Annotated in this window: 19 protein-coding genes; 9 read left to right on the forward strand and 10 right to left on the reverse strand. The window is 71.8% G+C overall.

The window, feature by feature from the left end; all coding sequences use genetic code 11:
- Positions 1-118 precede the first annotated feature (118 nt).
- Positions 119-2,251: an excinuclease ABC subunit UvrB gene (gene uvrB, locus JO379_RS08690; protein WP_130877229.1), complete on the reverse strand. Its 2,133-nt coding sequence runs from the start codon at positions 2,249-2,251 to the stop codon at positions 119-121.
- 216 nt (positions 2,252-2,467) lie between these two features.
- Between uvrB and JO379_RS08695 the strand changes: the two genes are divergently transcribed.
- Both JO379_RS08695 and JO379_RS08700 read left to right on the forward strand, forming a co-directional pair.
- On the forward strand, positions 2,468-3,397 hold the full coding sequence (locus JO379_RS08695; protein WP_130877230.1) for a glycerophosphodiester phosphodiesterase: 930 nt from the start codon (positions 2,468-2,470) through the stop codon (positions 3,395-3,397).
- Positions 3,398-3,443: 46 nt separating this feature from the next.
- The gene (locus JO379_RS08700; RefSeq protein WP_372449059.1) at positions 3,444-4,058 is read left to right on the forward strand and encodes a methylated-DNA--[protein]-cysteine S-methyltransferase; all 615 of its coding nucleotides are present in this window, start codon (positions 3,444-3,446) and stop codon (positions 4,056-4,058) included.
- A 34-nt stretch (positions 4,059-4,092) separates the two neighbouring features.
- Here the strand turns inward: JO379_RS08700 and JO379_RS08705 are convergent, their stop codons facing one another.
- Together JO379_RS08705 and JO379_RS08710 are read right to left on the reverse strand one after the other, a co-directional pair.
- Entirely contained in the window at positions 4,093-5,292 is a 1,200-nt protein-coding gene (locus tag JO379_RS08705; protein WP_209514506.1) for an SWIM zinc finger family protein, read from the reverse strand.
- Entirely contained in the window at positions 5,289-8,342 is a 3,054-nt protein-coding gene (locus JO379_RS08710) for an SCO1167/SCO6262 family helicase (protein WP_209514508.1), read from the reverse strand. The genes JO379_RS08705 and JO379_RS08710 overlap by 4 nt, the downstream gene beginning before the upstream one ends.
- Positions 8,343-8,412: 70 nt before the next feature.
- Here JO379_RS08710 and JO379_RS08715 point away from each other — a divergent pair, with 70 nt between their 5' ends.
- Positions 8,413-8,715, forward strand: a complete 303-nt coding sequence (locus JO379_RS08715; protein WP_130877818.1) for a DUF6343 family protein — start codon at positions 8,413-8,415, stop codon at positions 8,713-8,715.
- Between the two features lie 23 nt (positions 8,716-8,738).
- Here the strand turns inward: JO379_RS08715 and coaE are convergent, their stop codons facing one another.
- The 3 genes from coaE to rpsA all read right to left on the reverse strand — a co-directional run bounded on the left by coaE (position 8,739) and on the right by rpsA (position 12,129).
- Positions 8,739-9,347 carry a dephospho-CoA kinase gene (coaE, locus tag JO379_RS08720; protein WP_130877234.1) on the reverse strand — a complete coding sequence of 203 codons (609 nt, stop codon included), beginning with the start codon at positions 9,345-9,347 and terminating at the stop codon, positions 8,739-8,741.
- A 25-nt stretch (positions 9,348-9,372) separates the two neighbouring features.
- A complete protein-coding gene (locus JO379_RS08725) occupies positions 9,373-10,317 on the reverse strand; it encodes a PAC2 family protein (protein ID WP_130877235.1) in 945 nt (314 codons plus the stop codon).
- A gap of 297 nt (positions 10,318-10,614) precedes the next feature.
- A complete protein-coding gene (gene rpsA / locus JO379_RS08730; RefSeq protein WP_130877236.1) occupies positions 10,615-12,129 on the reverse strand; it encodes a 30S ribosomal protein S1 in 1,515 nt (504 codons plus the stop codon).
- 388 nt (positions 12,130-12,517) lie between these two features.
- On the opposite strand from rpsA, the gene JO379_RS08735 reads away from it, so the two are divergent.
- Both JO379_RS08735 and hrpB read left to right on the forward strand, forming a co-directional pair.
- Positions 12,518-13,321 carry a class I SAM-dependent methyltransferase gene (locus JO379_RS08735; protein ID WP_209514510.1) on the forward strand — a complete coding sequence of 268 codons (804 nt, stop codon included), beginning with the start codon at positions 12,518-12,520 and terminating at the stop codon, positions 13,319-13,321.
- Between the two features lie 71 nt (positions 13,322-13,392).
- The gene (hrpB, locus tag JO379_RS08740; protein WP_209514512.1) at positions 13,393-16,005 is read left to right on the forward strand and encodes an ATP-dependent helicase HrpB; all 2,613 of its coding nucleotides are present in this window, start codon (positions 13,393-13,395) and stop codon (positions 16,003-16,005) included.
- Between the two features lie 54 nt (positions 16,006-16,059).
- Here the strand turns inward: hrpB and JO379_RS08745 are convergent, their stop codons facing one another.
- The 4 genes from JO379_RS08745 to polA all read right to left on the reverse strand — a co-directional run bounded on the left by JO379_RS08745 (position 16,060) and on the right by polA (position 20,310).
- Positions 16,060-16,251: a hypothetical protein gene (locus JO379_RS08745; protein ID WP_130877239.1), complete on the reverse strand. Its 192-nt coding sequence runs from the start codon at positions 16,249-16,251 to the stop codon at positions 16,060-16,062.
- A gap of 95 nt (positions 16,252-16,346) precedes the next feature.
- Positions 16,347-17,312: a cell envelope lipid trafficking protein PgfA gene (gene pgfA / locus JO379_RS08750; protein WP_209514514.1), complete on the reverse strand. Its 966-nt coding sequence runs from the start codon at positions 17,310-17,312 to the stop codon at positions 16,347-16,349.
- A gap of 15 nt (positions 17,313-17,327) precedes the next feature.
- Positions 17,328-17,462 (reverse strand): SPW_0924 family protein, encoded by a 135-nt coding sequence (locus JO379_RS08755; RefSeq protein WP_130877241.1) that lies wholly within the window; start codon positions 17,460-17,462, stop codon positions 17,328-17,330.
- 190 nt (positions 17,463-17,652) lie between these two features.
- Entirely contained in the window at positions 17,653-20,310 is a 2,658-nt protein-coding gene (gene polA, locus JO379_RS08760) for a DNA polymerase I (protein WP_209518594.1), read from the reverse strand.
- A 221-nt stretch (positions 20,311-20,531) separates the two neighbouring features.
- On the opposite strand from polA, the gene JO379_RS08765 reads away from it, so the two are divergent.
- The 4 genes from JO379_RS08765 to JO379_RS08780 all read left to right on the forward strand — a co-directional run bounded on the left by JO379_RS08765 (position 20,532) and on the right by JO379_RS08780 (position 26,210).
- Positions 20,532-22,814, forward strand: a complete 2,283-nt coding sequence (locus tag JO379_RS08765; RefSeq protein WP_209514517.1) for an FdhF/YdeP family oxidoreductase — start codon at positions 20,532-20,534, stop codon at positions 22,812-22,814.
- 85 nt (positions 22,815-22,899) lie between these two features.
- Complete coding sequence (locus tag JO379_RS08770) at positions 22,900-23,373, forward strand: PaaI family thioesterase (protein WP_130877244.1); 474 nt, start codon at positions 22,900-22,902, stop codon at positions 23,371-23,373.
- A gap of 571 nt (positions 23,374-23,944) precedes the next feature.
- A complete protein-coding gene (locus JO379_RS08775) occupies positions 23,945-25,159 on the forward strand; it encodes a branched-chain amino acid ABC transporter substrate-binding protein (protein WP_209518596.1) in 1,215 nt (404 codons plus the stop codon).
- A 121-nt stretch (positions 25,160-25,280) separates the two neighbouring features.
- Positions 25,281-26,210, forward strand: a complete 930-nt coding sequence (locus JO379_RS08780; RefSeq protein WP_130877820.1) for a branched-chain amino acid ABC transporter permease — start codon at positions 25,281-25,283, stop codon at positions 26,208-26,210.
- Position 26,211 lies beyond the last annotated feature (1 nt).

Genomic DNA, 26,211 nt, shown 5'->3' on the forward strand with positions numbered 1-26,211 from the left:
CACCCGAGGAGGGTTTGTGGCGGTCTTGCAACATCTTCCGCCGACGCGGCCGGCCGGTGGCCGTCCCGTCAGGCCGCGTCAGGGCCCGTCAGCTCCCATCAGGCCACGTCAGGGCCCGTCAGGCCAGGCCGGCCTCGCGCATCTGCCGCAGCTCCTTCTTCAACTCGCCCACCTCGTCGCGCAGCCGGGCGGCGACCTCGAACTGCAGCTCCGCCGCGGCCGCCCGCATGCGGTCCGTCATGTCCTCGATGAGCTGGGCCAGTTCCGCCGCGGGCCGGTCCGTCGCGACGACCGCCTTGGCCTTGCCCCTGCCCTTGGCCGTCTTGGCGCCCGCCTTGCCGGCGGCGGCCGTGGGGACGGGGGCCTTGCCCCCTTCGGCCTGGCGGTAGCCGGAGCCCAGCAGCTCCTGCGTGTCGATCTCCTCGCGGGCGATCGTGGCGACGATGTCACCGATCTTCTTGCGCAGCGGCTGCGGGTCGATGCCCCGCTCCTTGTTGTACGCGATCTGCTTCTCGCGGCGGCGGTTGGTCTCCTCGATGGCCTTCTCCATCGCCGGAGTGACCTTGTCGGCATACATGTGGACCTGACCGGAGACATTGCGCGCCGCGCGGCCGATGGTCTGGATCAGGGACGTCCCCGAGCGCAGGAAGCCCTCCTTGTCGGCGTCCAGGATGGCGACCAGGGACACCTCGGGCAGGTCGAGACCCTCGCGCAGCAGGTTGATGCCGACCAGGACGTCGTACTCACCGGCGCGCAGCTCGCGCAGCAGCTCGATGCGGCGCAGCGTGTCGACGTCGCTGTGCAGATAGCGCACGGCGATGCCCAGCTCGAGGAAGTAGTCCGTGAGGTCCTCGGCCATCTTCTTGGTCAGCGTGGTGACCAGGACCCGCTCGTCCTTCTCCGTGCGGGTGCGGATCTCGTGCACCAGGTCGTCGATCTGCCCCTCGGTGGGCTTGACGACGACCTCGGGGTCGACGAGACCGGTGGGCCGGATGATCTGCTCGACGAAGCCGTCGCCGCGGGACAGCTCGTACTTGCCCGGGGTCGCGGAGAGGTAGACGGTCTGCCCGATGCGCTCGACGAACTCCTCCCACTTCAGCGGCCGGTTGTCCATGGCCGACGGCAGCCGGAAGCCGTGCTCGACGAGGGTCCGCTTACGGGACGCGTCCCCCTCGTACATCGCGCCGATCTGCGGGACGGTGACATGCGACTCGTCGATGACCAGCAGGAAGTCTTCGGGGAAGTAGTCGATCAGAGTGTTCGGCGGGGAGCCGGGCTCACGGTCGTCCATGTGCAGCGAGTAGTTCTCGATGCCGGAGCAGGAGCCGACCTGGCGCATCATCTCGATGTCGTACGTGGTGCGCATGCGCAGCCGCTGGGCCTCGAGGAGCTTGCCCTGCTTCTCCATCCGGGCGAGGGTCTCCGCCAGCTCGGCCTCGATCCCCGCGACGGCCTTCTCCATCCGCTCCGGGCCGGCGATGTAGTGGCTGGCGGGGAAGACGTACAGCTCCCGGTCGTCGGAGATGACCTCGCCGGTGAGCGGGTGGAGCGTGGAGAGCGCCTCGATCTCGTCACCGAACATCTCGATCCGGACGGCCAGCTCCTCGTAGACCGGGAAGATCTCGATGGTGTCGCCGCGCACCCGGAACGTGCCGCGCGTGAAGGCCACGTCGTTGCGCGTGTACTGGATCTCCACGAAGCGGCGCAGCAGCTGATCCCGGTCGATCTCCTCGCCGACCTTGAGCGGGACCATGCGGTCCACGTACTCCTGGGGCGTACCGAGGCCGTAGATGCAGGAGACCGAGGCCACCACGACCACGTCGCGCCGGGTGAGCAGGGAATTCGTCGCGGAGTGGCGCAGCCGCTCGACTTCCTCGTTGATCGAGGAGTCCTTCTCGATGTAGGTGTCCGACTGGGGGACGTACGCCTCGGGCTGGTAGTAGTCGTAGTACGAGACGAAGTACTCGACCGCGTTATTCGGCAGGAGCTCGCGGAATTCATTGGCGAGCTGGGCCGCGAGGGTCTTGTTCGGCGCCATGACGAGCGTCGGCCGCTGGAGTTTCTCGATCATCCACGCCGTGGTCGCCGACTTGCCGGTGCCGGTCGCCCCGAGGAGGACGACATCCTTCTCACCGGCGCGAATGCGCCGCTCCAGATCGGCGATGGCCGTGGGCTGGTCACCGCTGGGCTGGAAGGGACTGACGACCTCGAAGGGCGCCACCGTGCGTTCGATCTTTGATACGGGCCGCATGAGACCACCGTACGGCCCACCACTGACAACGGCCGGGCTCCGGTCGTTCGGCCCCCGTTTTCCAGGCGAACGGGCGGCGAAGAGCCGGCAAAGGTCTCCGGCTCCGGGTGTCCGGCGCGGCGCGATCGCGTACTTGTCTTCTGTACATCTTTTCCGTAGACACAGGGCCTGGACGCCACCGCGTCCGCGATCCCAGACGCCGCGAGGAGCCCCTTTATGCGCATCCGCCCCGTCTCCACCGTGACCAGCGCGATTCTCGGGTTGTCCCTGCCCGCCCTGCTCCTCGCCGGCCCGGCCGCGGCGCAGCCCGCCGGGGCCGTCGCCCCGCTGAACACCTACGCGATCGCCCATCGGGGGGTACCGGTCGAGGCCCCGGAGAACACCCTGGCGTCGATCGACAGAGCCGCCGCGCTGGGTATCGAATGGGTGGAGAACGACGTCCAGCGCACCAAGGACGGCGCCCTGATCATCATGCACGACACCTCCCTGGCCCGGACGACCGATGTCGAACAGCGCTATCCGCGCCGTGCGCCCTGGAAGGTCGCGGACTTCACGCTCGCCGAGATCCAGAAGCTGGACGCGGGCAGCTGGTTCGACCGGCGCTTCAAGGGCGAGCGGGTGCCCACGCTGCGCAGCTACCTCCGGCGGGTGGACCACAACCAGCAGAAGCTGCTGCTGGAGGCCAAGGAGCCCGGCCTCTACCCGGGCATCGAGGAGCAGCTGGTCACGGAGCTGCGCCGGGCGGGCTGGCTCGACCGGCGGCACGTGGCGCGCAGGCTGGTCGTCCAGAGCTTCGACGCGAAGTCCCTGAAGGCCTTCCACCGGCTCCGCCCGGACGTGAGGACGGGCTTCCTCGGCGCCCCGAAGGCCGCGGACCTCCCCTCGTACGCGAAGTTCGTCGACCAGATCAACCCCAACCACAAGAGCGTCACCGCCGACTGGGTCAGGGCGGTCCACGCGCTGAAGGGCCCGCAGGGCAAGCGGCTGACGGTCTCGGCGTGGACCGTCGACGACGGCCGGCGGGCGGTGGCCCTCGCGCGCCTGGGGGTGGACGGCATCATCAGCAACGCGCCGCACGTGGTGGAGGAGGCGCTCGACGAGGAATCCGGCATCATCTCGGCCATGGGCGGCGGGGGCCCGCTGTAGGGGCATGCCGGGCCGTCGCGAGGAGTGTCCGTTCTACGCTGGACGCGTGACGGACACCGAAGTGACGGACGTGACCGATGTGGCGGATGCCGGGCGGGTGACGCCGACCGGGCCCCCGGCGTGGGCCTGGACCACGGTCGCCACCCGCGTCGGCCCCCTGGGACTCGCGGCGACGGAGAAGGGCCTGCTGTGCGTGGCCTTCCACGCCGACGCGGCGACGGCGGCCGGCACGGTCGCCCGGCTGACCCGCCGCCTCGGCTCCGGCCCCCTCCCACCGCCCCCGCCGCCCTGTGCGGCGCACGAGGTCCTCGCCACGGCGACGGCTGAGCTGACGGCGTACTTCGACGGCCGCCTGCGGACCTTCTCCGTCCCGCTGGACTGGTCGCTGACCTCGGGCTTCAACCGCCGGGTACTGCGCGAGCTGGCCGCCCACGTCCCCTACGGCACCCTGGCCAGTTACCAGGACCTCGCCGACCGGGTGGGCGAGCTGGGCGCGGCACGCGCGGTGGGCGTGGCCATGGGCAGCAACCCGCTGCCCGTCGTGGTGCCCTGTCACCGCGTCATCGAGAGCAACGGCGGCCTGGGCGGCTTCGGCCCGGGCCTGGAGACCAAGCGCGACCTGCTGGCCCTCGAAGGAGTCCTGCCCGAGCCCCTCTTCTGAGGGCTCCTCCCCGGCCCGTACGCCGAGCCGGCCCCTACGCCGCCGACGCCTCCATCAGGTCCACCAGTGCGCTCACCGGGTCCTCGGTGGCCGCCCCCGTCGGCCACCAGACGGGGACGGGGGCCGGGGGGTCGGCCTCGTAGGGGTACCAGCGGCCGTCGTGGCCGTAGCGGAGCTGGATGCCGCGGGCTTCGTCCGTGAGGTGGTTGTGGCGGGGGCGGAGTGGGGGGAGGCCGGCGGCGGTGAGGGTGGAGCGGGCTCGGTCGAAGGGGCCGGCCGGGGGGTCCCAGGGGGTTTCGAGGACGGACAGGCCCTCCGGGCCGCCCTGGCGCCAGGCGGCCACCGCGCGGGCCACGTCGGTGGGGGTGCGGCCGGTGCCCGCCGCGAGGGCGCGGTAGAGGGCACGGGTGGAGGCGGTCAGGCCGGAGGTGGGGTGGGCGGCGGCCAGGCGCACCGCGTCCTGCCAGGGGGTGAGGTCCGGGAAGGGCGTGCCGCCGGTGGTGAGGAAGGCGTGGGCCCGGGAGACCGCGTCCGCGGCGAGGAATTCGAGGAGGTCCGGGTCCAGCGGCAGGCCCTCCGCGTCGGGGAGCGCCGGCGGCCGGCCGAGGTGGGCGGGCACGGGCAACGGCGGAGGGAGCGGCGGGCGTCGCTCGGCCGACAGCGCCGCGCGGGCGCTGACCCCGGTGGGCGGGGCGGTTGCTTCCCGGGCCGCGTGGGCGGCGTTGCGGCGGGCGAGGTCGTCGAGGAGCTCCCGCTCGTCACGGCCGCGCATCAGCAGCAGCAGGAAGAAGTCACCGTCCAGCAGCCGGGCCGTCTCGTAGCAGAGGGCGGCCGCGTGCTTGCAGGGGTGGCCGCGGTCGGGGCAGGTGCAGTGCGGGGACAGATCACCGGGGCCGGGCAGCAGCCGGACGCCCGCGGTGGTGGCCGCGTCGGCCAGCGCGTGCGGCATGCCCTTGTCGAGGAGTGCCGCGAGGTGGTCCGGGTGGTCCGCGACGGCGTCCAGGAAGCGGTCCCAGTCGTCGTCGGAGAGCGTGCGGAGCCCGATGCCCGTGCGATACGGGCGCGAGCGGCTGCCCTCGACCCGCGCCGTGACACGGCCGGGAGCGACCGTGATGTCACGGACATGGCCCCCGCGGGCGTACGAACGGCCCCGGGAGAGGCGGCCCTCGTCGAGGGACATGGTCTCCAGGGCCTCGATCCACGCGCGGCCCCACCAGGACGTGGCGCCGGTCATGCCGGCCTCCGCAGGGCCACCAGATCGGCGAGCTCGGCGTCGCTCAGCTCGGTCAGCGCGGACTCCCCGCCGCTCAGCACCGCGTCGGCCAACGCGCGCTTGCTCTCCAGCATCTCGGCGATCCGGTCCTCGACCGTGCCCTCGGCGATGAGCCGGTGCACCTGGACCGGCTGCGTCTGCCCGATGCGGTAGGCGCGGTCGGTGGCCTGCTCCTCGACCGCCGGGTTCCACCAGCGGTCGTAGTGCACGACATGACCCGCCCGCGTGAGGTTCAGGCCCGTGCCGGCCGCCTTCAGCGACAGCAGGAACACCGGCACCTCGCCGGACTGGAACTCGTCCACCAGCTCCTGGCGCCGGGCGACCGGCGTGCCTCCGTGGAGCAGCCGGGACGGCACGCCGCGCGCCGTGAGGTGCGCGGAGAGCAGGCGGGCCATCGAGACGTACTGGGTGAAGACCAGGACGGCACCGTCCTCCGAGAGGATCGTGTCCAGCAGCTCGTCGAGCAGCTCCAGCTTGCCCGAACGCCCCGTCAGCCGGGCGGCGTCCTCCTTCAGATACTGGGCCGGGTGGTTGCAGATCTGCTTGAGATCGGTGAGCAGCTTCATCACCAGGCCGCGGCGTGCCATCCCCGCGGCCTCCTCGATGTGCGTGAGGGTCTCCCGCACGACCGCCTCGTAGAGCGCGGCCTGTTCGCGCGACAGCGGGACCGGGTGGTCGGTCTCCGTCTTCGGCGGCAGCTCCGGGGCGATGCCGGGGTCGGACTTCCTGCGGCGCAGCAGGAAGGGCCGCACGAGTCGGCCGAGGCGCTCGGCCGCCTCCTCCCGCTCGCCCTGGTCCTCGCTCTCGATGGCGCGGGCGTGGCGGGCCCGGAAGTTCTTCAGGGAGCCGAGCAGGCCGGGGGTGGTCCAGTCCAGGAGCGCCCACAGCTCGGAGAGGTTGTTCTCCACGGGGGTGCCGGTGAGGGCGACACGGGCGGGCGCGGGAATGGTCCGCAGGGCGACGGCGGCCCGGGAGTACGGGTTCTTGACGTGCTGTGCCTCGTCCGCGACGACCAGGCCCCAGGGGTGCTCGGCGAGCAGGGCGGCGCTGGTGCGCATCGTGCCGTAGGTGGTGAGGACGAAGCCGCTCGTCATCGCGTCCAGGGCCCGGCCGGTGCCGTGGAAGCGGTGGACGGGGACGCCGGGCGCGAAGTGCTCGATCTCGCGCTGCCAGTTGCCGAGGAGGGAGGCCGGGCAGATCACCAGGGTCGGGGGCATCGTGCCCGCCGACCGCGACGCGCGGTGCAGGTGCAGGGCGATGAGCGTGACGGTCTTGCCGAGGCCCATGTCGTCGGCGAGGCAGCCGCCCAGGCCGAGCGAGGTCATCAGGTCCAGCCAGGCCAGCCCGCGCAGCTGGTAGTCGCGCAGCGTCGCGTGCAGCCCGGGCGGCGGGACCACCGGCTGTGCCTGGCCGGTGATCCGGTCGCGGAGGGCGGCGAGCGCTCCCGTGGGGACGACCTCGGTACGCTCGCCGTCGATGTCGCCCGTGCCGGTGAGGGCCACCGACAGGCCTTCGGCGGCGTCGAGCCGGCCGAGGTGACGTGCGCGCGCCTTGCGGACCAGCGCGGGGTCCACCAGCACCCATTGGTCACGCAGGCGCACCACGGGCCGGTGCGCTTCCGCGAGGGCGTCCATCTCCTGCTCGGTGAGCGGTGCCCCGCCCAGCGCGAGCTGCCAGCTGAACTCCAGGGCCCGCGCGGTGTCGAAGAAGGCGGGCTCGTCGGACGCGGTGCCCGGTGCCATCCGGACGACCGCCGTGGCGGTCAGCCCACGGGCGAGCTCCCGGGGCCAGTGCACGGCGATGCCCGCGGCGGACAGGCGCCGCGCGACGGGCCCCAGCAGCTCGTACAGCTCGTCCTCGGCGAGGGGCAGGACATCGGGCACGGGCCGGTCGAGCAGGCGGGCGAGCGGTGGCCACAGGCGGGCCGCGCGCCGCAGGGCGAGGACCGTGTCGATGCGGCTGCGCGCCCCGAAGTGCTCTCCCGCCCGCCCCGCCCACAGCTCGGCCGCGTCGGTGAGCAGGGTCGGGTCGACCAGGCTGTGGACCTGCACGACGACCGTCGCGTGACCGCCCTCCTCGTCGAGGTCGTGCGCTCCCAGGTCCAGGCGCAGTGAGATCCGCACCCCGGTGTCGGCACCGGTCGCGGCCTCGGCGCACCAAGCGCTCAGGGCCGGTGAGCCGGGCGGGCGGGATGGGCGGCCCGGTGCCGCGTAGAGGTCTCCGGCCGCGTGGGCGGCGGCGGGCGTGCGCGGCAGACGGTCGGTGACGGCGTCGAGCAGCTCCCGCACCAGCGTCTCCGGGGCGGGCAGCCGCAGCGGGCCGGAGCCGGGCAGGGGCACCGCGTGGGCCTCGGGCGGCATGGCGGCGGCGATCGCCCGGAGGTGTGCGAGGTCGTCGGCGTCCAGCGGGCCGGCCTGCCAGGCGTCGTGCCCGGCCGGGGTGAGTCCCGGGCGGAAGCGGCCCCGCGCGACGAGGCCCATCGCGTGCAGCACGGCCGCTCCCCAGCACGCGGCCGCCGGATGGGCGCACGGGTCGTGCCGGGCCCGGGCGAGGAGCGGCACGGCCTGGTCGAGGGGCAGCACGAGGGCGGGCACGGTGTGCCGCCGGACACCGCGTCCGTGGGGGCGCACGACCGTGAGCTCGGCGGGCGGCGTCCCCGTCGGGTCCCCGCCGGGTGTGCCCGTCGTCTCCGGCAGGGGGCCACCGTCCGGGCGCCAGAAGGCGACCGTGGTGGCCCTCGGCGGGTCGGCGGGCAGCAGCACCGCGGCGCAGCGCGCCAGCGGCTCGGTCCGCGATGCCCCGGGCCCGGCCGGGCCGTGGCCGGACCGTGCCCGCGAGGGCAGTGCCTGTGCCACCCGCCCATCACCTCGCCCGTCTCGTGCCACCCGCCGCCGCCCTGATCGTGTGATCGCCGGACTTCCACGGCACTCGTCCACGACACGGACCGAGTCTACGGAGAGGCACTGACATCCCCGGTCCGCCGCCGTCGGCGGCCTCAGCCGACCGCGCATCGCCCCGGAACGTCCGGTTCTTCCGCGTCGCCCGCGCCGGGTGGATCCTGGGGAGTGGGAGATGAGTGCCATGCGTACGGGCAGCGAACCGGTGACCGCGCGGAGTCCACTGCGGCTGCGTTGCGGGCTGGCCCTGTGGGGGCTGCTCTGGGCCGTGGCGGGGACCGTGCTCTTCGCGGCGGCGGGGCAGCCCGGGTGGGCGATCGCCTGCGCGGTGCTGATCGCGGTGACCGCCACCGATCTGATCATGGTGATACGGCACATGCGCCAGGGCCCGCACTACCAGCCGGGCCGGGACGTCCCGCCCTATGAGCCCGTCCGCAACCGGAACGTCCCGCCTCATGAGTCCGTCCGCAAGCCGAGGCGCCGGTAGGGAAGCCCTCGCGGCGGCAGCGTCTATGCGGTGGGGTGCGCCGACCGTGCGAGCAGGTCCGCCCAGACCTTCGCGACCTGTGCCTCCAGCGCTTCGAGCGGGCCGTCGTTGTCGATGACGAGATCGGCGACGGCCAGCCGCTCCTCTCGGGTCGCCTGGGCGGCCATCCGGGCGCGGGCCTCCTCGAGCGTCATGCCGCGCAGCCGGACGAGGCGGTCGAGGCGGGTCTCCTCCGCCGCGTCGATGACGACGACCAGGTCGTAGAGGGGCGCGAGGCCGTTCTCGGCGAGGAGGGGGACGTCGTGGACGACGACGGCGTCCGGGGCCGCCGCCGCTTCGATCTCGGCGGAGCGGGCGCGGACGAGGGGGTGCACGATGGCGTTGAGCGCCGTGAGCCGGCCGGTGTCGGCGAAGACGATCGCGCCGAGCTTGGGCCGGTCGAGGGCGCCGTCGGCCGCGAGGACGCCGGGGCCGAACTCGGCGACGACGGCGGCCAGTCCGGGCGTGCCCGGCTCGACCACCTCCCGCGCGATGCGGTCGGCGTCGACGATCACCGCCCCGTACGCCGCGAGAAGCCGCGACACCTCGCTCTTGCCCGACCCGATACCGCCCGTGAGGCCCACCTTCAGCATGGGCCCCACGCTATCGGCCCGGCCGTCAACGGCCGCCGTCGCCCTCCCTGTCGGCGAGGAAGCGCTCGAATTCCGCGCCCAGTTCATCGGCCGAGGGCAGCTCGACCGGCTCGGCGACGAGATTGCCGCGCGTCTCGGAGCCGGCCACCGCGTCGTACTGGTGCTCAAGGCCCCGGACGAGCGCGACGAGCTCCTCGTCCCCCTCGGCAATCTGCCGCTCGATCTCCTCCTGGGTGCGCAGGGCCTCGGTCCGCAGGGCGTGCGCGGCGTTCGGCAGGACCAGGCCCGTGGCGGCGGTGACCGCCTCCAGGGCGGTCAGCGCGGCATCCGGGTAGGGCGAGCGGGCCACGTAGTGCGGGACGTGGGCGGCGACGCCGAGGACGTCGTGGCCGGCTTCCGCCAGGCGGTACTCGACGAACGACTCGGCGCTGCCGGGCACCTGGGCCTCGTCGAAGTAGCTACGGTGACCGGGCATCAGATCGGTGCGGTTGCCGTGCGGGGTGATACCGACGGGCCGGGTGTGCGGGACGCCCATGGGGATGCCGTGGAAGTTGACCGACAGCCGCACGCCCAGCCGCTCCACCAGCTGCCGGACAGCCGCCGCGAACCGCTCCCACTCGACGTCCGGCTCGGGGCCGGTCAGCAGCAGGAAGGGCGCGCCGGTCGCGTCCTGCACCAGGTACAGCTCGATCTTCGGCGTCTCGTAGGCGCTCCAGTGGTCCCGCTCGAAGGTGAGCAGGGGGCGGCGCGCCCGGTAGTCGATGAGCCGGTCGTGGTCGAAGCGGGCGACGACCTGGTGCGGCAGGCCGTCCAGCAGCCGCTCGACGATCTGTTCGCCGGTCTCACCGGCGTCGATGTAGCCGTCGAAGTGGTAGAGCATGACCAGACCGGCCGTGTCCTGGGCCAGGGCCAGGTCGGCCACGGCGAGCCCCTTGGGCTCCCATTCGTACAAACCCTGCGGATCCAACACAGTGACCGTTCCTCCTCATGTTCCGTACCAGGGAACGCCCGTGGAGGTCCGGCTCATTCCCGTCCGCCCCCCCTGTCCCGGAGGAAGAGACGGGTCGTCAAGAGACCGGGACCGCCTCATGAGGTTGACGAGGCATCAGGAGTAATCAGGGGGAGCAGGCAGACAGCGGACCGGCCGTGCCCTGTCCCGCATGCTCCGGGCCTCGCCCCGCAGGGCCCCCGGACATGCAGTAAGGCCCGCTCCCCAAGGGGAACGGGCCTTACTTCAGTCAGCTGTCAGCTGCTGCCGGTCAGAGCCTCAGCTCTGGCCGCCGGCGAGCTTCTCGCGGAGCGCGGCGAGCGCCTCGTCCGACGCCAGGGCGCCGGAGTTGTCGGCCGACTCCGAGGAGTACGAACCGCCGGAGACGTTGCCGCCGCCGGTCGAGGAGGAGGCACCGGCCGGAGCGGCAGCGCCCTCGGCCGCGGCCTGCTCGTCGGCCTCGCGGGACTTGATGACCTGCGCCTGGTGCTGCTCGAAGCGCTGCTGCGCCTCGGCGTACTGGCGCTCCCACTCCTCGCGCTGCTTCTCGTAGCCCTCGAGCCAGTCGTTGGCCTCGGGGTCGAAGCCCTCGGGGTAGATGTAGTTGCCCTGGTCGTCGTAGGACGCGGCCATGCCGTACAGGGTCGGGTCGAACTCGACCACGGACGGGTCGGCACCGAAGGACTCGTTGGCCTGCTTCAGCGAGAGGCTGATGCGACGACGCTCGAGGTCGATGTCGATGACCTTGACGAAGATCTCGTCGTTGACCTGGACGACCTGCTCCGGGATCTCCACGTGGCGCTCGGCCAGCTCGGAGATGTGGACCAGGCCCTCGATGCCCTCGTCGACGCGCACGAACGCACCGAAGGGAACGAGCTTGGTGACCTTACCCGGGACGACCTGACCGATCTGGTGGGTCCGGGCGAACTGCTGCCACGGGTCTTCCTGCGTCGCCTTGAGCGACAGGGAGACACGCTCGCGGTCCATGTCGACGTCGAGGACCTCGACGGTGACTTCCTGGCCGACCTCGACAACCTCGGACGGGTGGTCGATGTGCTTCCAGGAGAGCTCGGAGACGTGGACGAGACCGTCGACGCCGCCGAGGTCCACGAACGCACCGAAGTTGACGATCGAGGAAACGACGCCGGAGCGGACCTGGCCCTTCTGCAGGGTCGTGAGGAAGGTCTGGCGGACCTCGCTCTGGGTCTGCTCCAGCCAGGCACGGCGGGACAGGACCACGTTGTTGCGGTTCTTGTCCAGCTCGATGATCTTGGCCTCGAGCTCCTTGCCCACGTAGGGCTGGAGGTCGCGGACGCGGCGCATCTCGACCAGGGAGGCCGGGAGGAAGCCACGGAGGCCGATGTCGAGGATGAGACCACCCTTGACGACCTCGATGACGGTACCGGTGACGATCCCGTCCTCTTCCTTGATCTTCTCGATCGTGCCCCAGGCACGCTCGTACTGAGCGCGCTTCTTGGACAGGATGAGACGACCTTCCTTGTCCTCCTTCTGGAGAACCAGGGCCTCGATCTCGTCGCCGACCTTGACGACCTCGTTCGGGTCGACGTCGTGCTTGATCGAAAGCTCGCGGGAAGGGATGACGCCTTCGGTCTTGTAACCGATGTCGAGCAGGACCTCGTCCCGGTCGACCTTCACGATGACGCCGTCGACGATGTCGCCGTCGTTGAAGTACTTGATCGTCTCGTCGATCGCGGCGAGGAAGGCTTCCTCGTTACCGATGTCGTTGACCGCAACCTGCGGAGTGGTGGCGGTGGTCTCGGTGCTGCTCGTCATGTGGGAAAGGGCTCCGGTACGGACAGTGAGTCGTAGGTACTGCTACGCCGAGAGCCCGTATCGCACCGCCGAAGCCGGACAGCCTTGGAGGTGCCTGATCCGAGGGCTTCGGACGAATCCGAAGACACCGGGAGCACCTCGACAACCGAGGGGACATACAACAAGTGCGAGCGCGGCCTGCTAGGTCTGAGGCGCGCAGGCCCGCAGCGCAACTTGTAGCATACGGGGGCAGCCGGACAGGGTCAATGCGCGAAGGCGCACACCCGGGATGAAACACCCCATAACCGGCACAACTCATGTGTCGCGAGGCCACGAAGGCCCCGCCGCAGCCCGTAGCTCCCGCTCGGGTGAAGACGAAGAGACTACTGCCAAGGGCGCCACGGTCGAAATGATCCATGAATACGAGCCGGAAGCGACACGGCGGGAGAGCGACGAGGCGGAGAGCAGCCGGGCCAGCCGGGGCTGGTGGGACCGCAACGCGGACGAGTACCAGAGCGAGCACGGCGGCTTCCTCGGGGACGACCGCTTCGTCTGGGGTCCGGAGGGCCTCGACGAGACCGAGGCGGCGCTGCTGGGCCCGGCCGACGGCCTCAAGGGCCTCGACGTCCTGGAGATCGGCGCGGGCGCCGCCCAGTGCTCGCGCTGGCTGGCCGCCCAGGGCGCCCGCCCGGTGGCCCTCGACCTCTCCCACCGCCAGCTCCAGCACGCCCTGCGCATCGGCGGGGACGTCCCCCTGGTGGAGGCGGACGCGGGCGCGCTGCCCTTCGCCGACGGCTCCTTCGACCTCGCGTGCTCGGCCTACGGCGCGGTGCCCTTCGTCGCCGACCCGGTACGGGTGATGCGGGAGGTACGGCGGGTACTGCGCCCCGGCGGCCGGTGGGTCTTCTCCGTCACGCACCCCATCCGCTGGGCGTTCCCGGACGAGCCGGGCCCCGAGGGCCTGTCGGTGGCGGCCTCCTACTTCGACCGCACCCCTTATGTGGAACAGGACGAAACCGGCCGGGCCGTCTATGTGGAGCACCACCGCACCCTCGGTGACCGGGTACGCGACGTGGTCGCCGGCGGTTTCCGCCTGATCGACCTGGTCGAACCGGAATGGCCCGCCTGGAACAACCAGGAGTGGGGCGGCTGGTCCCCGCTGCGCGGCAACCTGATCCCGGGCACGGCGATCTTCGTCTGCGAGCGGGACTAGGCCCAGGGGGAAGAGGGACAGGGGGAAGCCCGGGGCCCGGCCGTGCGCGCCGCTGGGCGAGACTGGGCCGTGTGATCCGCACCGAAGCCCTCGACCGCCTCCCCGTACGGACCGTGCTGCCCGCGCTCGCCCGGGCGCTGGACGAGCACGGCGTGGCCGTGCTGTGCGCACCGCCCGGGACGGGCAAGACGACGCTGGTGCCGCTCGTGCTCGCCGGGCTCGCCGAACTCACGGACCCCGACGGTTCGGGCCCCGCCGCGCCCGTCCGGCGTGTCCTGGTCGCCGAGCCGCGCCGGATCGCCGCGCGGGCCGCGGCGCGGCGCATGGCGTGGCTGCTCGGCGAGACCGTGCCGGGCGGCGGGGCCGGGGGCCCGGCAGACGGGCGCATCGGCTTCACGGTGCGCGGGGAGCGCCGGGTCGGGCCGCGGACCGTGGTCGAGGTGGTCACGACGGGCGTGTTGTTGCAGCGGCTCCAGCGCGACCCCGAGCTGGCCGGCGTCGACGTCGTCGTCCTCGACGAGTGCCACGAACGGCATCTCGACGCCGATACCTCGGCCGCCTTCCTCCTCGACGTCCGGGCCGCCCTCCGGCCGGATCTGCGGCTCGTCGCGGCCTCCGCCACCACCGACGCGGAGGGCTGGGCGCGGCTGCTCGGCGGCGCGCCGGTCGTTCAGGCGGAGGGCGTCTCCCATCCGGTGGAGGTGGTGTGGGCCCCGCCGGAGCGGCAGGTCCGGCCGCCGCACGGCATGCGGGTGGACCCCGCCCTGCTGGAGCACGTCGCGGGCGTGGTGCGGCGGGCGCTGCGCGAGCGGGAGGGGGACGTGCTGTGTTTCCTGCCCGGTGTCGGGGAGATCGCGCGGGTCGCGGGGCGGCTGGGCGGGGCCGAGACCCTGGGCGCCGAGGTGCTCCAGGTCCACGGCCGTGCTCCGGCCGCCGTGCAGGACGCGGTGCTGGCGGGCGGCTCGGGGGGCCGGCGGGTGGTGCTGGCGACCTCGGTGGCGGAGTCGAGCCTGACCGTGCCCGGGGTGCGCGTCGTGGTCGACGCCGGACTCGCGCGGGAGCCGCGCACGGACCACGCGCGGGGGCTGAGCGCGCTCACGACCGTACGGGCGTCCCGGGCCTCCGCCCGGCAGCGCGCGGGGCGGGCGGGGCGCGAGGCGCCGGGCGCGGTGTACCGCTGCTGGGCGGAGGCGGACGACGCGCGGCTGCCCAGGTTCCCGGCGGCGGAGATCACGGTGGCGGACCTGACGGCGTTCGCGCTGCAGGTCGCGTGCTGGGGCGACCCGGACGCGTCGGGCCTGGCGCTGCTCGACCCGCCGCCGTCCGGTGCGATGGCCGCCGCACGGGACGTGCTCGTGGCCACGGGCGCGGTCTCGGCGGACGGCCGGCCGACGCCGCGCGGTCGGCGGATGGCCCGGGTGGGTCTGCACCCGCGGCTGGCGCGTGCCCTGCTGGACGGCGCGCGGGAGGTGGGTGCGCGCCGGGCCGCGGAGGTGGTCGCGCTGCTGAGCGAGGAGCCGCCGCGGGAGTACGGGGACGATCTGGCGGCCGCGTGGCGCTCGGCGCGGCGCGGCGGCGACGCGTACGCCGCCCGGTGGCGTGCCGAGGCCCGGCGGCTGGAAGGCGCGGCCCGAGGCGCCGGGCCGGACGGGCCCGCCACCGGTGAGGACCCTGCGGCCACGGGCGCTCCCCGTACCGACGACGCCGTGGCCGGGCTGATCGCCGCGCTGGCATTTCCGGAGCGGGTGGCGCGGGCGCGGGGGGAAGGGGCGTATCTCATGGCGTCCGGGACGGGTGCGGAGCTGGGCGAGGGGTCGCGGTTGCGCAGCGCGCGCTGGCTCGCGGTGGCCGTGGCGGACCGGCCCGTCACGGCCGCGTCGGCGCGCGTGCGGCTCGGCGCGGTGATCGACGAGGGCACCGCCCGGGAGGCGGCCGCGGCGCTCCACGACCGGGGCGAGGAGATCGTCTGGTCCGAGGAGCGGCGCGATGTGGTGGCGCGTCGCGTCGAGCGGCTGGGGGCGCTGGAGCTGGCCGAGCGTCCGCTGTCGTCTCCCGACCCGGAGCGCGTCGCGGCGGCCCTGCGGGAAGGGCTGCGGCGTGAGGGGCTGGGACTGCTGCGCTGGACGCCTGAGGCGGTCGGCCTCCGGCAGCGGCTGGCGTTCCTGCACGGCGCGTTGGGGGCACCGTGGCCGGACGTGTCCGACGCGGCCCTGCTGGAGAGCGCGGACGACTGGCTCGGCTGGGATCTGGGCCGGGCCCGCAAGCGGGCCGATCTGGAGCGGGTGAACGCCGGCACCGCGCTGGAGCGGCTTCTGCCGTGGGCGACGGGCGACGCCGCCCGCCTGGATGAGCTGGCCCCCGAGCGGATCGAGGTGCCGAGCGGCTCCCGCGTGCGGGTGGATTACGGGGGTGAGCAGCCGGTACTGGCGGTCAAGCTCCAGGAGCTGTTCGGCTGGCAGCAGACGCCGAGGCTGGCGGGCGGGCGCGTCCCCGTCCTCGTGCACCTGTTGTCGCCGGCCGGTCGCCCGGCGGCCGTCACGGCGGATCTCGCGTCGTTCTGGCAGGACGGCTACCGGTCCGTACGGGCCGAGCTGCGGGGCCGCTATCCCCGGCATCCGTGGCCGGAGGACCCGTCCACGGCCGCGCCTACGCGCCGGACGAACGCTCGTCGGTCCGGCGCGTAGGCGCGGGGGTGAAGCCCGGAGGGCGGGGGCCGGCTCGCCCCTGGGGGCGGGCGGTCAGGGGAGATACCTCTCGATGGCGGCGGAGCCCTGTTCCTCCATGAGGCGCTTGGCGGCCTCGACCCGCTCCGGCGTGACGTCCCTGCCGGATGCCATGACCAGGTCCTCGGGGTCGAACGGCCGCTCTCCCCCGGTGTAGAGCTGCCGGGGCCTGGATGCGGTGGACTTCTCCTCTGGACTCTCCTTCACGGTGAGCCTCCTTGGTCGGCGTGCCCCCGCCGGGGGCCCGGCGCTTCGGGTTTCCCTCCATCCTGTGCCCGTTGCCCGGCAAACGCACGACGATCTCACCGCGGATGTGTCGCCCCGCCCGGGGCGGGGCGGCGTGAGCGGGCTTCGAGGGCGACGGACAGGGCCAGCAGCACGACGCCGACGGCGACGAAGCCCCAGGGCAGGTACGTGGTGAGCAGCAGGACCAGCTGCCGCTGGGACTTCACGAGCCGGGCCGTGTCGTCGGCGTAGTCCGGGCGCAGCTTCACATGACCGGCGAAGGCGGTGATCGGTTTCTTCTCCGGGTGGCCGGTCCAGCGCATCTGGGTGTGGTGGCGTTCCTCGGCGTTGACGGGGGCGCCCGTGGTGGGCTCGACCCAGAACATGCGCGTGGTGGTGTACCAGTTCTCCAGGCCGAGCTGCCGGACCGTGTCGGGGCTGATGCCGAGCGGCAGCGTCCGGGGCAGCGGGACCTTCGTCCAGGGGACGGTCTGCTCGAAGTAGTAGACCTCCATCCCGCGGTAGGTGCGGGTGCCCTGGTAGTGAATGGGCGCGGAGGTGCGGGTCTGCATGTCGAAGTACCGGTAGTCCCGCTTCTCGACGAGGAAGGGCCACTTGTACGCGATGCCCTCACGGCGTACGGGGGTGCCGTCGACGTGCTCGCCGCCCGCGTGCACGGGCTGCTGGGTGTGTCCGTCGAAGACATAGCGCTCGGGGATCCGGGAGACCATCTTTCCGTCGGGCCCCGCGATGTAGGTGAGGGTGTCCCAGACGACGGCGTCGCGGCCGGTCTCCTTCTTGACCTTCCTGGCCTGCTCGACATTGCCCTTGAGGGTCTGGATCACGGTGACCTTGGAGACCTTCTTGGGTTCGAGGGTGGCGTAGTCGACGAGGGTGGCGTCCTTCGCCTCGGTGACGACCGCCTGATAGCGCCCGGCGGGGACCTTCGCCAGCCGGGGAAAGGCGTACCAGCGCAGCAGCGGCGACAGGGCGGCGAAGAAGACGGCGAGGGCGAGGAGGACCAGGCTCGCTTTGCGGCGCATGGCGGGGCCTCCCGGTCAGGGGTGCGCGGGAGGGGAGGTCAGCAGGGGCTTCGGCGAGGTCTCGCCGTCGGGCGGGCCGACGGCGGTGAGGGTGAAGACGAGCGCGAGGGCGGCGGCCAGTCCGATGGCCGCGGCGGCCAGTGCGCGCATGCTCGGCCTCCCGGAAGCTGATGGGGCGTCAGGGAAAAGAGGTGCGGGCACCGTAGCAACGCCGGGCGCGGATGAGAACACCTGCCGACGAGGCGACTCCCCCACCGGCGGCCCCCTGGCCCCCGACACACCACCGCCCCCTTGCCGCAGTGCGGCAAGGGGGCGGTGAACGCACGCCGGGGAAGGGGCGTCAGTGCGCCGCGGACTCCCAGTCCCCGCCGACACCGACCGACACGTCCAGCGCCGCGCGCAGCTCGACGGCCCCCGCCATCTCGCGGCGGACCAGCTCCTCCACCCGCTCACGCTCGCCCGGAGCGATCTCCAGCACGATTTCGTCGTGCACCTGGAGCAGCATCCGCGACGTGAGCCGCTCGGCCTCCAGCGCCTCCGCCACCCGCAGCATCGCGATCTTCACGATGTCGGCGGCCGTGCCCTGGATCGGGGCGTTCAGCGCCATCCGCTCGGCCATCTCACGACGCTGACGGTTGTCGCTGTTGAGGTCCGGGAGATAGCGGCGACGGCCCAGCATCGTCTCCGTGTAACCCGTGGCACGGGCCTCCTCGACGGCCCGCTGGAGATAGTCCCGCACCCCGCCGAACCGCTCGAAGAACGTGTCCATCAGCCTGCGCGCCTCGTCCGGCGCGATGTTCAGCTGCTGCGACAGACCGAACGCCGACAACCCGTACGCCAAGCCGTACGACATGGCCTTGATCTTGCGGCGCATCTCCGGGTCGACCTCGGACTTGGCGACACCGAAGACCTGCGAGGCAACCGTGGTGTGCAGATCCTCACCCGACGCGAACGCCTCGATCAGACCCGCGTCCTCGGACAGATGCGCCATGACCCGCAGCTCGATCTGGCTGTAGTCGGCCGTCATCAGCTCCTGGAAACCCTCACCCACCACGAAGCCCCGGCGGATGGCCCGGCCCTCGTCCGTCCGCACCGGGATGTTCTGCAGATTGGGGTCCGTGGAGGACAGCCGGCCCGTCGCCGCCACCGTCTGGTTGAACGTCGTGTGAATGCGCCCGTCGGGAGCGATGGCCTTGATCAGGCCCTCGACCGTGGACCGCAGCTTCGACTGCTCCCGGTGCCGCAGCATGATCACCGGGAGTTCGTTCTCCGTCTGGGCCGCGAGCCAGGCCAGCGCGTCCGCGTCCGTCGTGTACCCGGTCTTGGTCTTCTTCGTCCGCGGCAGGCCCAGCTCGCCGAACAGCACCTCCTGGAGCTGCTTGGGCGAACCCAGATTGAACTCACGGCCCGCCGCCGCGTGCGCCTCCTTCACCGCCTGCTGCACCGCGCCCGCGAACTGCTGCTCCATCCGCTCCAGCCAGCCCCGGTCCGCGGCGATACCCGCCCGCTCCAACCGGGCCAGCAGCGCGCTCGTCGGCAGCTCCACATCCGTGAGCAGCTCCGCCGCGCCCACGTCCTTCAGCCGGCCCGTGAAGGCCTCACCGAGATCGAGGACCGTACGGGCCCGGCCCATGAGGGCGTCGGCCTCCGCCTGCTCATCGGCACCGAAGGCCAGCTGGCCGTCGCCCGCGGCGGCCGTGGCCAGCTCACGGCCCAGATACTCCACCGACAGCGCGTCCAGGGCGAACGAACGGCGCCCCGGCTTGACCAGATAAGCGGCCAGCGCGGTGTCCATCGTGACGCCCGCGACCGACCAGCCGTGCTCGGCGAAGACCCGCATGGCGGCCTTCGCGTCATGCATCACCTTGGGCCGGGCGGCATCCGCGCTCCACGCGGCGAACGCCCGCTCATCGGCCTCGTCCACCTGCGACGGATCGAACCAGGCCGCGGGGCCCTCACCCGTCGCCAGAGCGATCTCGGCGACCCGGCCGCTGCCCTGCGACCAGCTGTCGACCATGGCCAGCCCCAACGGGGCAGCGCCGTGCTCGGCCAGCCACGGCGCCAGCTCCCCCGCGCCCAGCACCACACCGTCCACCTCGGCCCCGGCGGCCGGAGCGGCCTCCTCGGCCTGCTCCGCACCCGGGTCCGCCGCCAGCAGCCGGTCCCGCAGACCCTGGTTACGGATCTCCAGCCGCTCCAGGAACGTCGTCAGCGCCAGCCGGTCGTACGCCGCACGGCACAGCTCCTCCGGACGGGTCGAGAGCTGCACGTCCCGCACCATCTCGGTGAGCCGGCGGTTGAGCTTGACGGCCTCCAGATGATCACGGAGGTTCTGCCCGGCCTTGCCCTTGACCTCGTCGACCCGCTCCACCAGCTCGGCGAACGACCCGAACTGGGTGATCCACTTGGTGGCGGTCTTCTCCCCCACACCCGGGATACCCGGCAGATTGTCCGACGGGTCACCGCGCAGCGCCGCGAAGTCCGGATACTGCTGCGGCGACAGGCCGTACTTCTCCTCGACCTTCTCCGGCGTGAACCGCGTCAGCTCCGAGACGCCCTTCGTCGGATACAGCACCGTGACCCGGTCACTGACCAGCTGGAACGAGTCACGGTCACCGGTGACGATCAGAACGTCGAACCCCTCGGCCTCCGCCTCGGTGGCCAGCGTGGCGATGACGTCATCGGCCTCGAAACCGTCCACCGCGAACCGCCGCACGGACATCGTGTCCAGCAGCTCGCCGATCAGATCGACCTGCCCCTTGAACTCGTCCGGCGTCTTCGAACGCGTCGCCTTGTACTCCGGGAACTCCTCCGACCGCCACGTCTTGCGCGACACGTCGAACGCCACCGCGAAATGCGTCGGCCGCTCGTCACGCAGCGTATTGGCCAGCATCGACGCGAAGCCGTACACCGCGTTCGTCGGCTGACCGCCGGACGTCGTGAAATTCTCCGCCGGCAGCGCGAAGAACGCGCGATACGCCATGGAGTGCCCGTCCATCAGGAGCAGACGCGGACGGCCTCCCTCCACTGCCTCGGTGCCGGTCGTCTCGTTCGTCTTCGATGCCTTTGCTGCCACGCCCCCGATCCTGCCACGGCCCACTGACAATCCCGGCCACACGCCCGCCCCCGCAGCGGGCTGTCAGCGGTCCGTCAGCGGGCCGTGACAGGATCGACCCCGTACGAATCACGTACACACCGACCCGCTCAAGGGGGAGCGAGATGGCAGGCAAGCCGCCCACAGGCGATCCCGTCCAGGACGCACCCGACGTCGCCGCCCCGCAGCACGCCGCCGCCGGGCTGCCCGCGATCGCCCACACCCTGCGCGTCGCGCAGCAACAAATGGGCGTGCGACGCACCGCGCTCACCCTCCTCAAGGTCAACCAGAAGGACGGCTTCGACTGCCCCGGCTGCGCCTGGCCCGAGCCGGACAAACGCCACGCCGCCGAATTCTGCGAGAACGGCGCCAAGGCCGTCGCCGAGGAAGCGACCCTGCGCCGCGTCACCCCCGACTTCTTCGCCGCCCACCCCGTGGCCGACCTCGCCACCCGCAGCGGCTACTGGCTCGGCCAGCAGGGCCGGCTCACCCACCCCATGTACCTCGCCGAAGGCGCCACGGCCTACGAACCGGTGACCTGGGAGCGCGCCTTCGACCTCATCGCCGAGGAACTCCACGCCCTCGACTCCCCCGACGAGGCCCTCTTCTACACCTCCGGGCGCACCAGCAACGAAGCAGCCTTCCTCTACCAGCTCTTCGCCCGCGAGTTCGGCACCAACAACCTGCCGGACTGCTCCAACATGTGCCACGAGTCCTCCGGCTCCGCCCTCACCGAAACCATCGGCGTCGGCAAGGGCAGCGTCCTCCTCGAAGACCTCTACCGGGCCGACCTGATCATCGTCGCCGGACAGAACCCCGGCACCAACCACCCCCGCATGCTCAGCGCCCTGGAAAAGGCCAAAGCCGGCGGCACGAAGATCATCACGGTCAACCCGCTGCCCGAAGCCGGCATGGAGCGCTTCAAGAACCCGCAGAACGCCCGCGGCCTCGCCGGCGGCGGCACCCCCCTCACCGACCTCTTCCTCCAGATCCGCCTCGGCGGCGACCAGGCCCTCTTCCGCACCCTCGGCCGCCTCGTCCTCGAGACCGAAGGCGCACTCGACACCGACTTCATCCGCGAACACACCCACGGCTTCGAGGAATACGAGCGCACCGCCCGCGCCGCCGACTGGGACGAGACCCTGCGCGCCACCGGACTGCGCCGCGAGGAGATCGAAGAAGCACTCCGCATGATCCTCGCCTCCCGGCGCACCGTCGTGTGCTGGGCCATGGGCCTCACCCAGCACAAACACGCCGTCCCCACCATCAAGGAAGTCGTCAACCTCCTTCTGCTGCGCGGCGACATCGGCCGCCCCGGCGCCGGCGTCTGCCCCGTCCGCGGCCACAGCAACGTCCAGGGCGACCGCACCATGGGCATCTTCGAACGCCCCTCCGCCGCCTTCCTCGACGCCCTCGAGAAGGAATTCGGCTTCGCCCCGCCCCGCGAGCACGGCCTCGACGTCGTCCGCGCCATCCGCGCCCTGCGCGACGGTGACGCGAAGGTCTTCTTCGCCATGGGCGGCAACTTCGTCGCCGCCTCCCCCGACACCGAGGTCACCGAAGCCGCCATGCGGCGCGCCCGGCTGACCGTCCACGTCTCGACCAAGCTCAACCGGTCCCACGTCGTCACCGGCGCCCGCGCCCTGATCCTGCCCACCCTCGGCCGCACCGAGCGCGACCGGCAGAGCGGCGGCGACCAATTCGTCACCGTCGAGGACTCCATGGGCATGGTCCACGCCTCCCGCGGCCGCCTGGAACCCGCGAGCCCCCACCTGCTCTCCGAGCCCGCCATCGTCTGCCGCCTCGCCCGCCGCGTCCTCGGCACCGAAAGCGCCACCCCGTGGGAGGAGTTCGAGCAGGACTACGGGGCGATCCGCGACCGCATCAGCCGCGTCGTGGCCGGCTTCGAGGACTTCAACGCCCGCGTCGCCCGCCCCGGCGGCTTCACCCTGCCCCACGCCCCCCGCGACGAACGCCGCTTCCCCACCGCGACCGGCAAGGCCAACTTCACCGCCGCCCCCGTCGAATACCCCCGGGCCCCCGAGGGCCGGCTGCTGCTGCAGACCCTCCGCTCCCACGACCAGTACAACACCACCATCTACGGCCTCGACGACCGCTACCGCGGCATCAAGAACGGCCGCCGCGTCGTCCTCGTGAACCCCGACGACGCCCGCACCCTCGGCCTCGCCGACGGCGCGTACGCCGACCTGGTCAGCGAGTGGACCGACGGCACCGAGCGACGGGCCCCCGGCTTCCGGGTCGTCCACTACCCCACCACCCCCGGCTGCGCCGCCGCGTACTACCCGGAGACCAACGTCCTGGTCCCGCTGGACCACACGGCCGACACCAGCAACACCCCCGCCAGCAAGTCCCTGGTCATCAGGCTCGAACCGGCGGACCCGGCCTGAGCGCGGACCGGGCGACCTGGTAGGACGGATCATCTGAACACGTGGTGCACACCGTGACCACCAAGGACGATCGGAGCCGCGACGCATGGGCGAGCAGAGCACGACCACGTTCCCGCAGGAGATCCTGGACGAGTGGGCCGGCAGCGGCCTCGACCTGGCCGCCCTGTTCTCCGCCGGGCACCTCGGCGAGCGCATGAGCGTCACCGTCGTCGAGGCGGCCCCCGGACGCATCGTCGGCACCATGCCCGTCGAGGGCAACACCCAGCCGTACGGGCTGCTGCACGGCGGCGCCTCCGCCGTGCTCGCCGAGACCCTCGGCTCGGTCGGCGCCATGCTGCACGCCGGGCCGGGCCGGTTCGCCGTCGGCGTGGACCTCAACTGCACCCACCACCGCGGCGTGCGCTCCGGCATGGTCACGGGCGTGGCCACCCCCGTCCACCGCGGCCGTTCCACCGCCACGTACGAGATCGTCATCACCGACGACCAGGACAAGCGGGTGTGCACCGCGCGCCTCACCTGCCTCATCCGTGACAACGACACCGCGTCCGACCGGCCTTGAGGCCGGCGCCCAGGACTGACCTTCCCCTGGAGCCAACGGGCTGGATGTGGCTGAGCTCAGCCACATCCAGCCCGTCCGGCGATTGAGGACACCGCCGCGCAGCGGAGGTGCGCCCCCTCCCGCCCGCGCCAGTCGCGAAATTCCGTAACGGTGCGTGACATTCCGGCGCCGCGTGGCCTGGAGATCCACTCCGCCCCGCCCGCCCGCCGACGATCTTTCGTGAGCGCAGCCGGCCGCCCCCGCCGCATCGGCCACCAAGGCGCTGCCGACTCCTTAGCGGAACTGCACCTTCACAATATCCGGACAACGGTTATCACCCGATACGCACCGATCATCCGGTCAATTCCGCTACACGGACACCCCCGAGTGACCTTCGTCATAACAAGACAGTCACATCATCGTCAGCACCTCTGCCCCAGATCGCCGCCCACCCCTAGAGTCACGGCCAGTTACCACCCCGCCGGGCGGTTTCGCACATCAGGCACGCCTCCACCACGCCGCCCGGCAAGCGAACGGCACCTCAGCAGAGGGGGCCTCGCCAGGGAAAGGAAGCACCGTGCGACACCGTTCCTTGCTCATCCTCACCACCGCGCTCACCACCGGGGCCCTCACCCTCAGCGCCTGCGGATCACGCGACGACAAAGGGGGTGACGCCGGCGGAAGCAAGAACACCACCGTGGTGATCGGCGTGGACGCCCCGCTGACCGGCGACCTCTCCCCACTCGGCCAAGGCATAAAGAACTCCACCGAACTCGCCATAAAGATCGCCAACAAGGCCAAGGAGGTCCCCGGCGTCACCTTCGAGATGAAGGCCCTCGACGACCAGGGCCAGCCCACCTCCGGCCAGCAGAACGCCACCAAACTCACCGGTGACAAGAACGTCGTCGCCACCGTCGGACCGCTCAACTCCAGCGTCGCCCAGTCCATGCAACAGGTCGCCCAGGCCAACAACATGGCCCTCATATCCCCGGCCAACACCACCCCCGACCTCACCCAGGGCAAGGACTGGAAGCAGAACAACCGCAAGCGCCAATTCACCACCTACTTCCGCACCTCGACCACCGACGAGGTACAAGGCGCCTTCGGCGGCCAGTACGCCTACGAAAAGATCAAAGCCAAGACGGTCTACGTCATCGACGACCAGAAGACCTACGGCGTCGGCCTCGCCGCCGCCTTCGCCGCCAAATTCACCTCCCTCGGCGGAAAAGTCGTCGGCACCGAACACGTCAACCCCGAGGACCGCGACTTCAAGGCCATCGTCTCCAAGGCCAAGACCACAAACCCCGACCTTGTCTTCTACGGCGGCGAATACCCCGCCGCCGCACCGCTGAGCCAGCAGCTCAAGGACGGCGGTGTCAAGGCACCCACCCTCGGGGGCGACGCCCTCTACAGCCCCCACTACATCAACCTCAACAAGAAGGCCGCCGGCGACTACGCCACCTCCGTCGGCAAGCCCGTCGAACAACTCGACTCCGCCAAGAAGTTCATCGCCGACTACAAGGCCGCCGGCTACAAGGACGCCTACGAGGCCTACGGCGGCACCGCCTACGACGCCGCCTGGGCCATCATCCAAGCCGTCAAAGCCACCGTCACCGACAACGGCGGCAAGCTGCCCACCGACGCCCGCGCCAAGGTCGTGGAAGCCCTGAACAAGGTGAAATTCGACGGCGTCTCCGGCCCCGTCTCCTTCGACAAATACGGCGACACCACCAACACCATGATCACCGCCTACCAGGTCGACGGAACCACCTGGAAAGCCCGCCACAGCGCGGAGTACAAGGGCTGATACCGCCCCGCCCGGCACCACCCGTCGACAGCCCCGGGCCGTGCGGGACCACACCACCCGCACCCCGCACGGCCCGCCCCGACCGGCCCAGTACCCCTTCTCCCACCACGGAGGCCCGGCGGTGCACGAACTGCCGCAACAGCTGGCCAACGGACTCATCCTCGGCGCGATGTACGGACTCATCGCGATCGGCTACACGATGGTCTACGGCATCGTCCAGCTCATCAACTTCGCCCACGGCGAGATCTTCATGGTCGGCGGCTTCGGCGCACTGACCGCCTACCTCGTCCTCCCCGACGGCACCGGCCTGCTGCTCGCGCTCCCCCTCATGATCATCGGCGGCATTCTCGCCTCCGGCGCCATCGCCGTCGCCGCCGAACGCTTCGCCTACCGGCCCCTGCGCGGCGCCCCCCGGCTGGCCCCCCTCATCACCGCGATCGGCCTGTCCATCGCCCTCCAGCAAGCCATCTGGAAGTGGTACCCCGACGCCAAGAAGGCCCGCGTCTTCCCCCAGTTCCAAGGCGACGCCATCGACGTCCTCGGCGCCACCGTCCAACGCGGCGAGATCTTCCTCCTCATCGCCGCCCCCCTGTGCATGATCGCCCTCGGCCTGTTCGTCGCCAAGACCCGCACCGGCCGCGGCATGCAGGCCACCGCCCAGGACCCCGACACCGCCAAGCTCATGGGCATCAACACCGACCGCATCATCGTGATCGCCTTCGCCATCGGCGCCACCTTCGCCGCCATCGCCGCCGTCGCCCACGGCCTCAAATACGGCCAGATCGACTTCCGGATGGGCTTCATCACCGGCCTCAAAGCCTTCACCGCGGCCGTCCTCGGCGGCATCGGCAACATCTACGGCGCCATGCTCGGCGGAGTCGTCCTCGGCGTCGCCGAAGCCCTCGCCACCGGCTACATCGAGGAGATCCCCGGCATGACCCAGTTCGGCGGCGGGTCCTGGAAGGACGTCTGGGCCTTCGTCCTCCTCATCCTCGTCCTGCTGCTACGGCCACAAGGCCTGCTCGGCGAACGCGTCGCGGATCGGGCGTGAT

Origin of the sequence: Streptomyces syringium (genome assembly GCF_017876625.1) — a bacterium.
Classification (GTDB): Bacteria; Actinomycetota; Actinomycetes; order Streptomycetales; family Streptomycetaceae; genus Streptomyces; species Streptomyces syringius.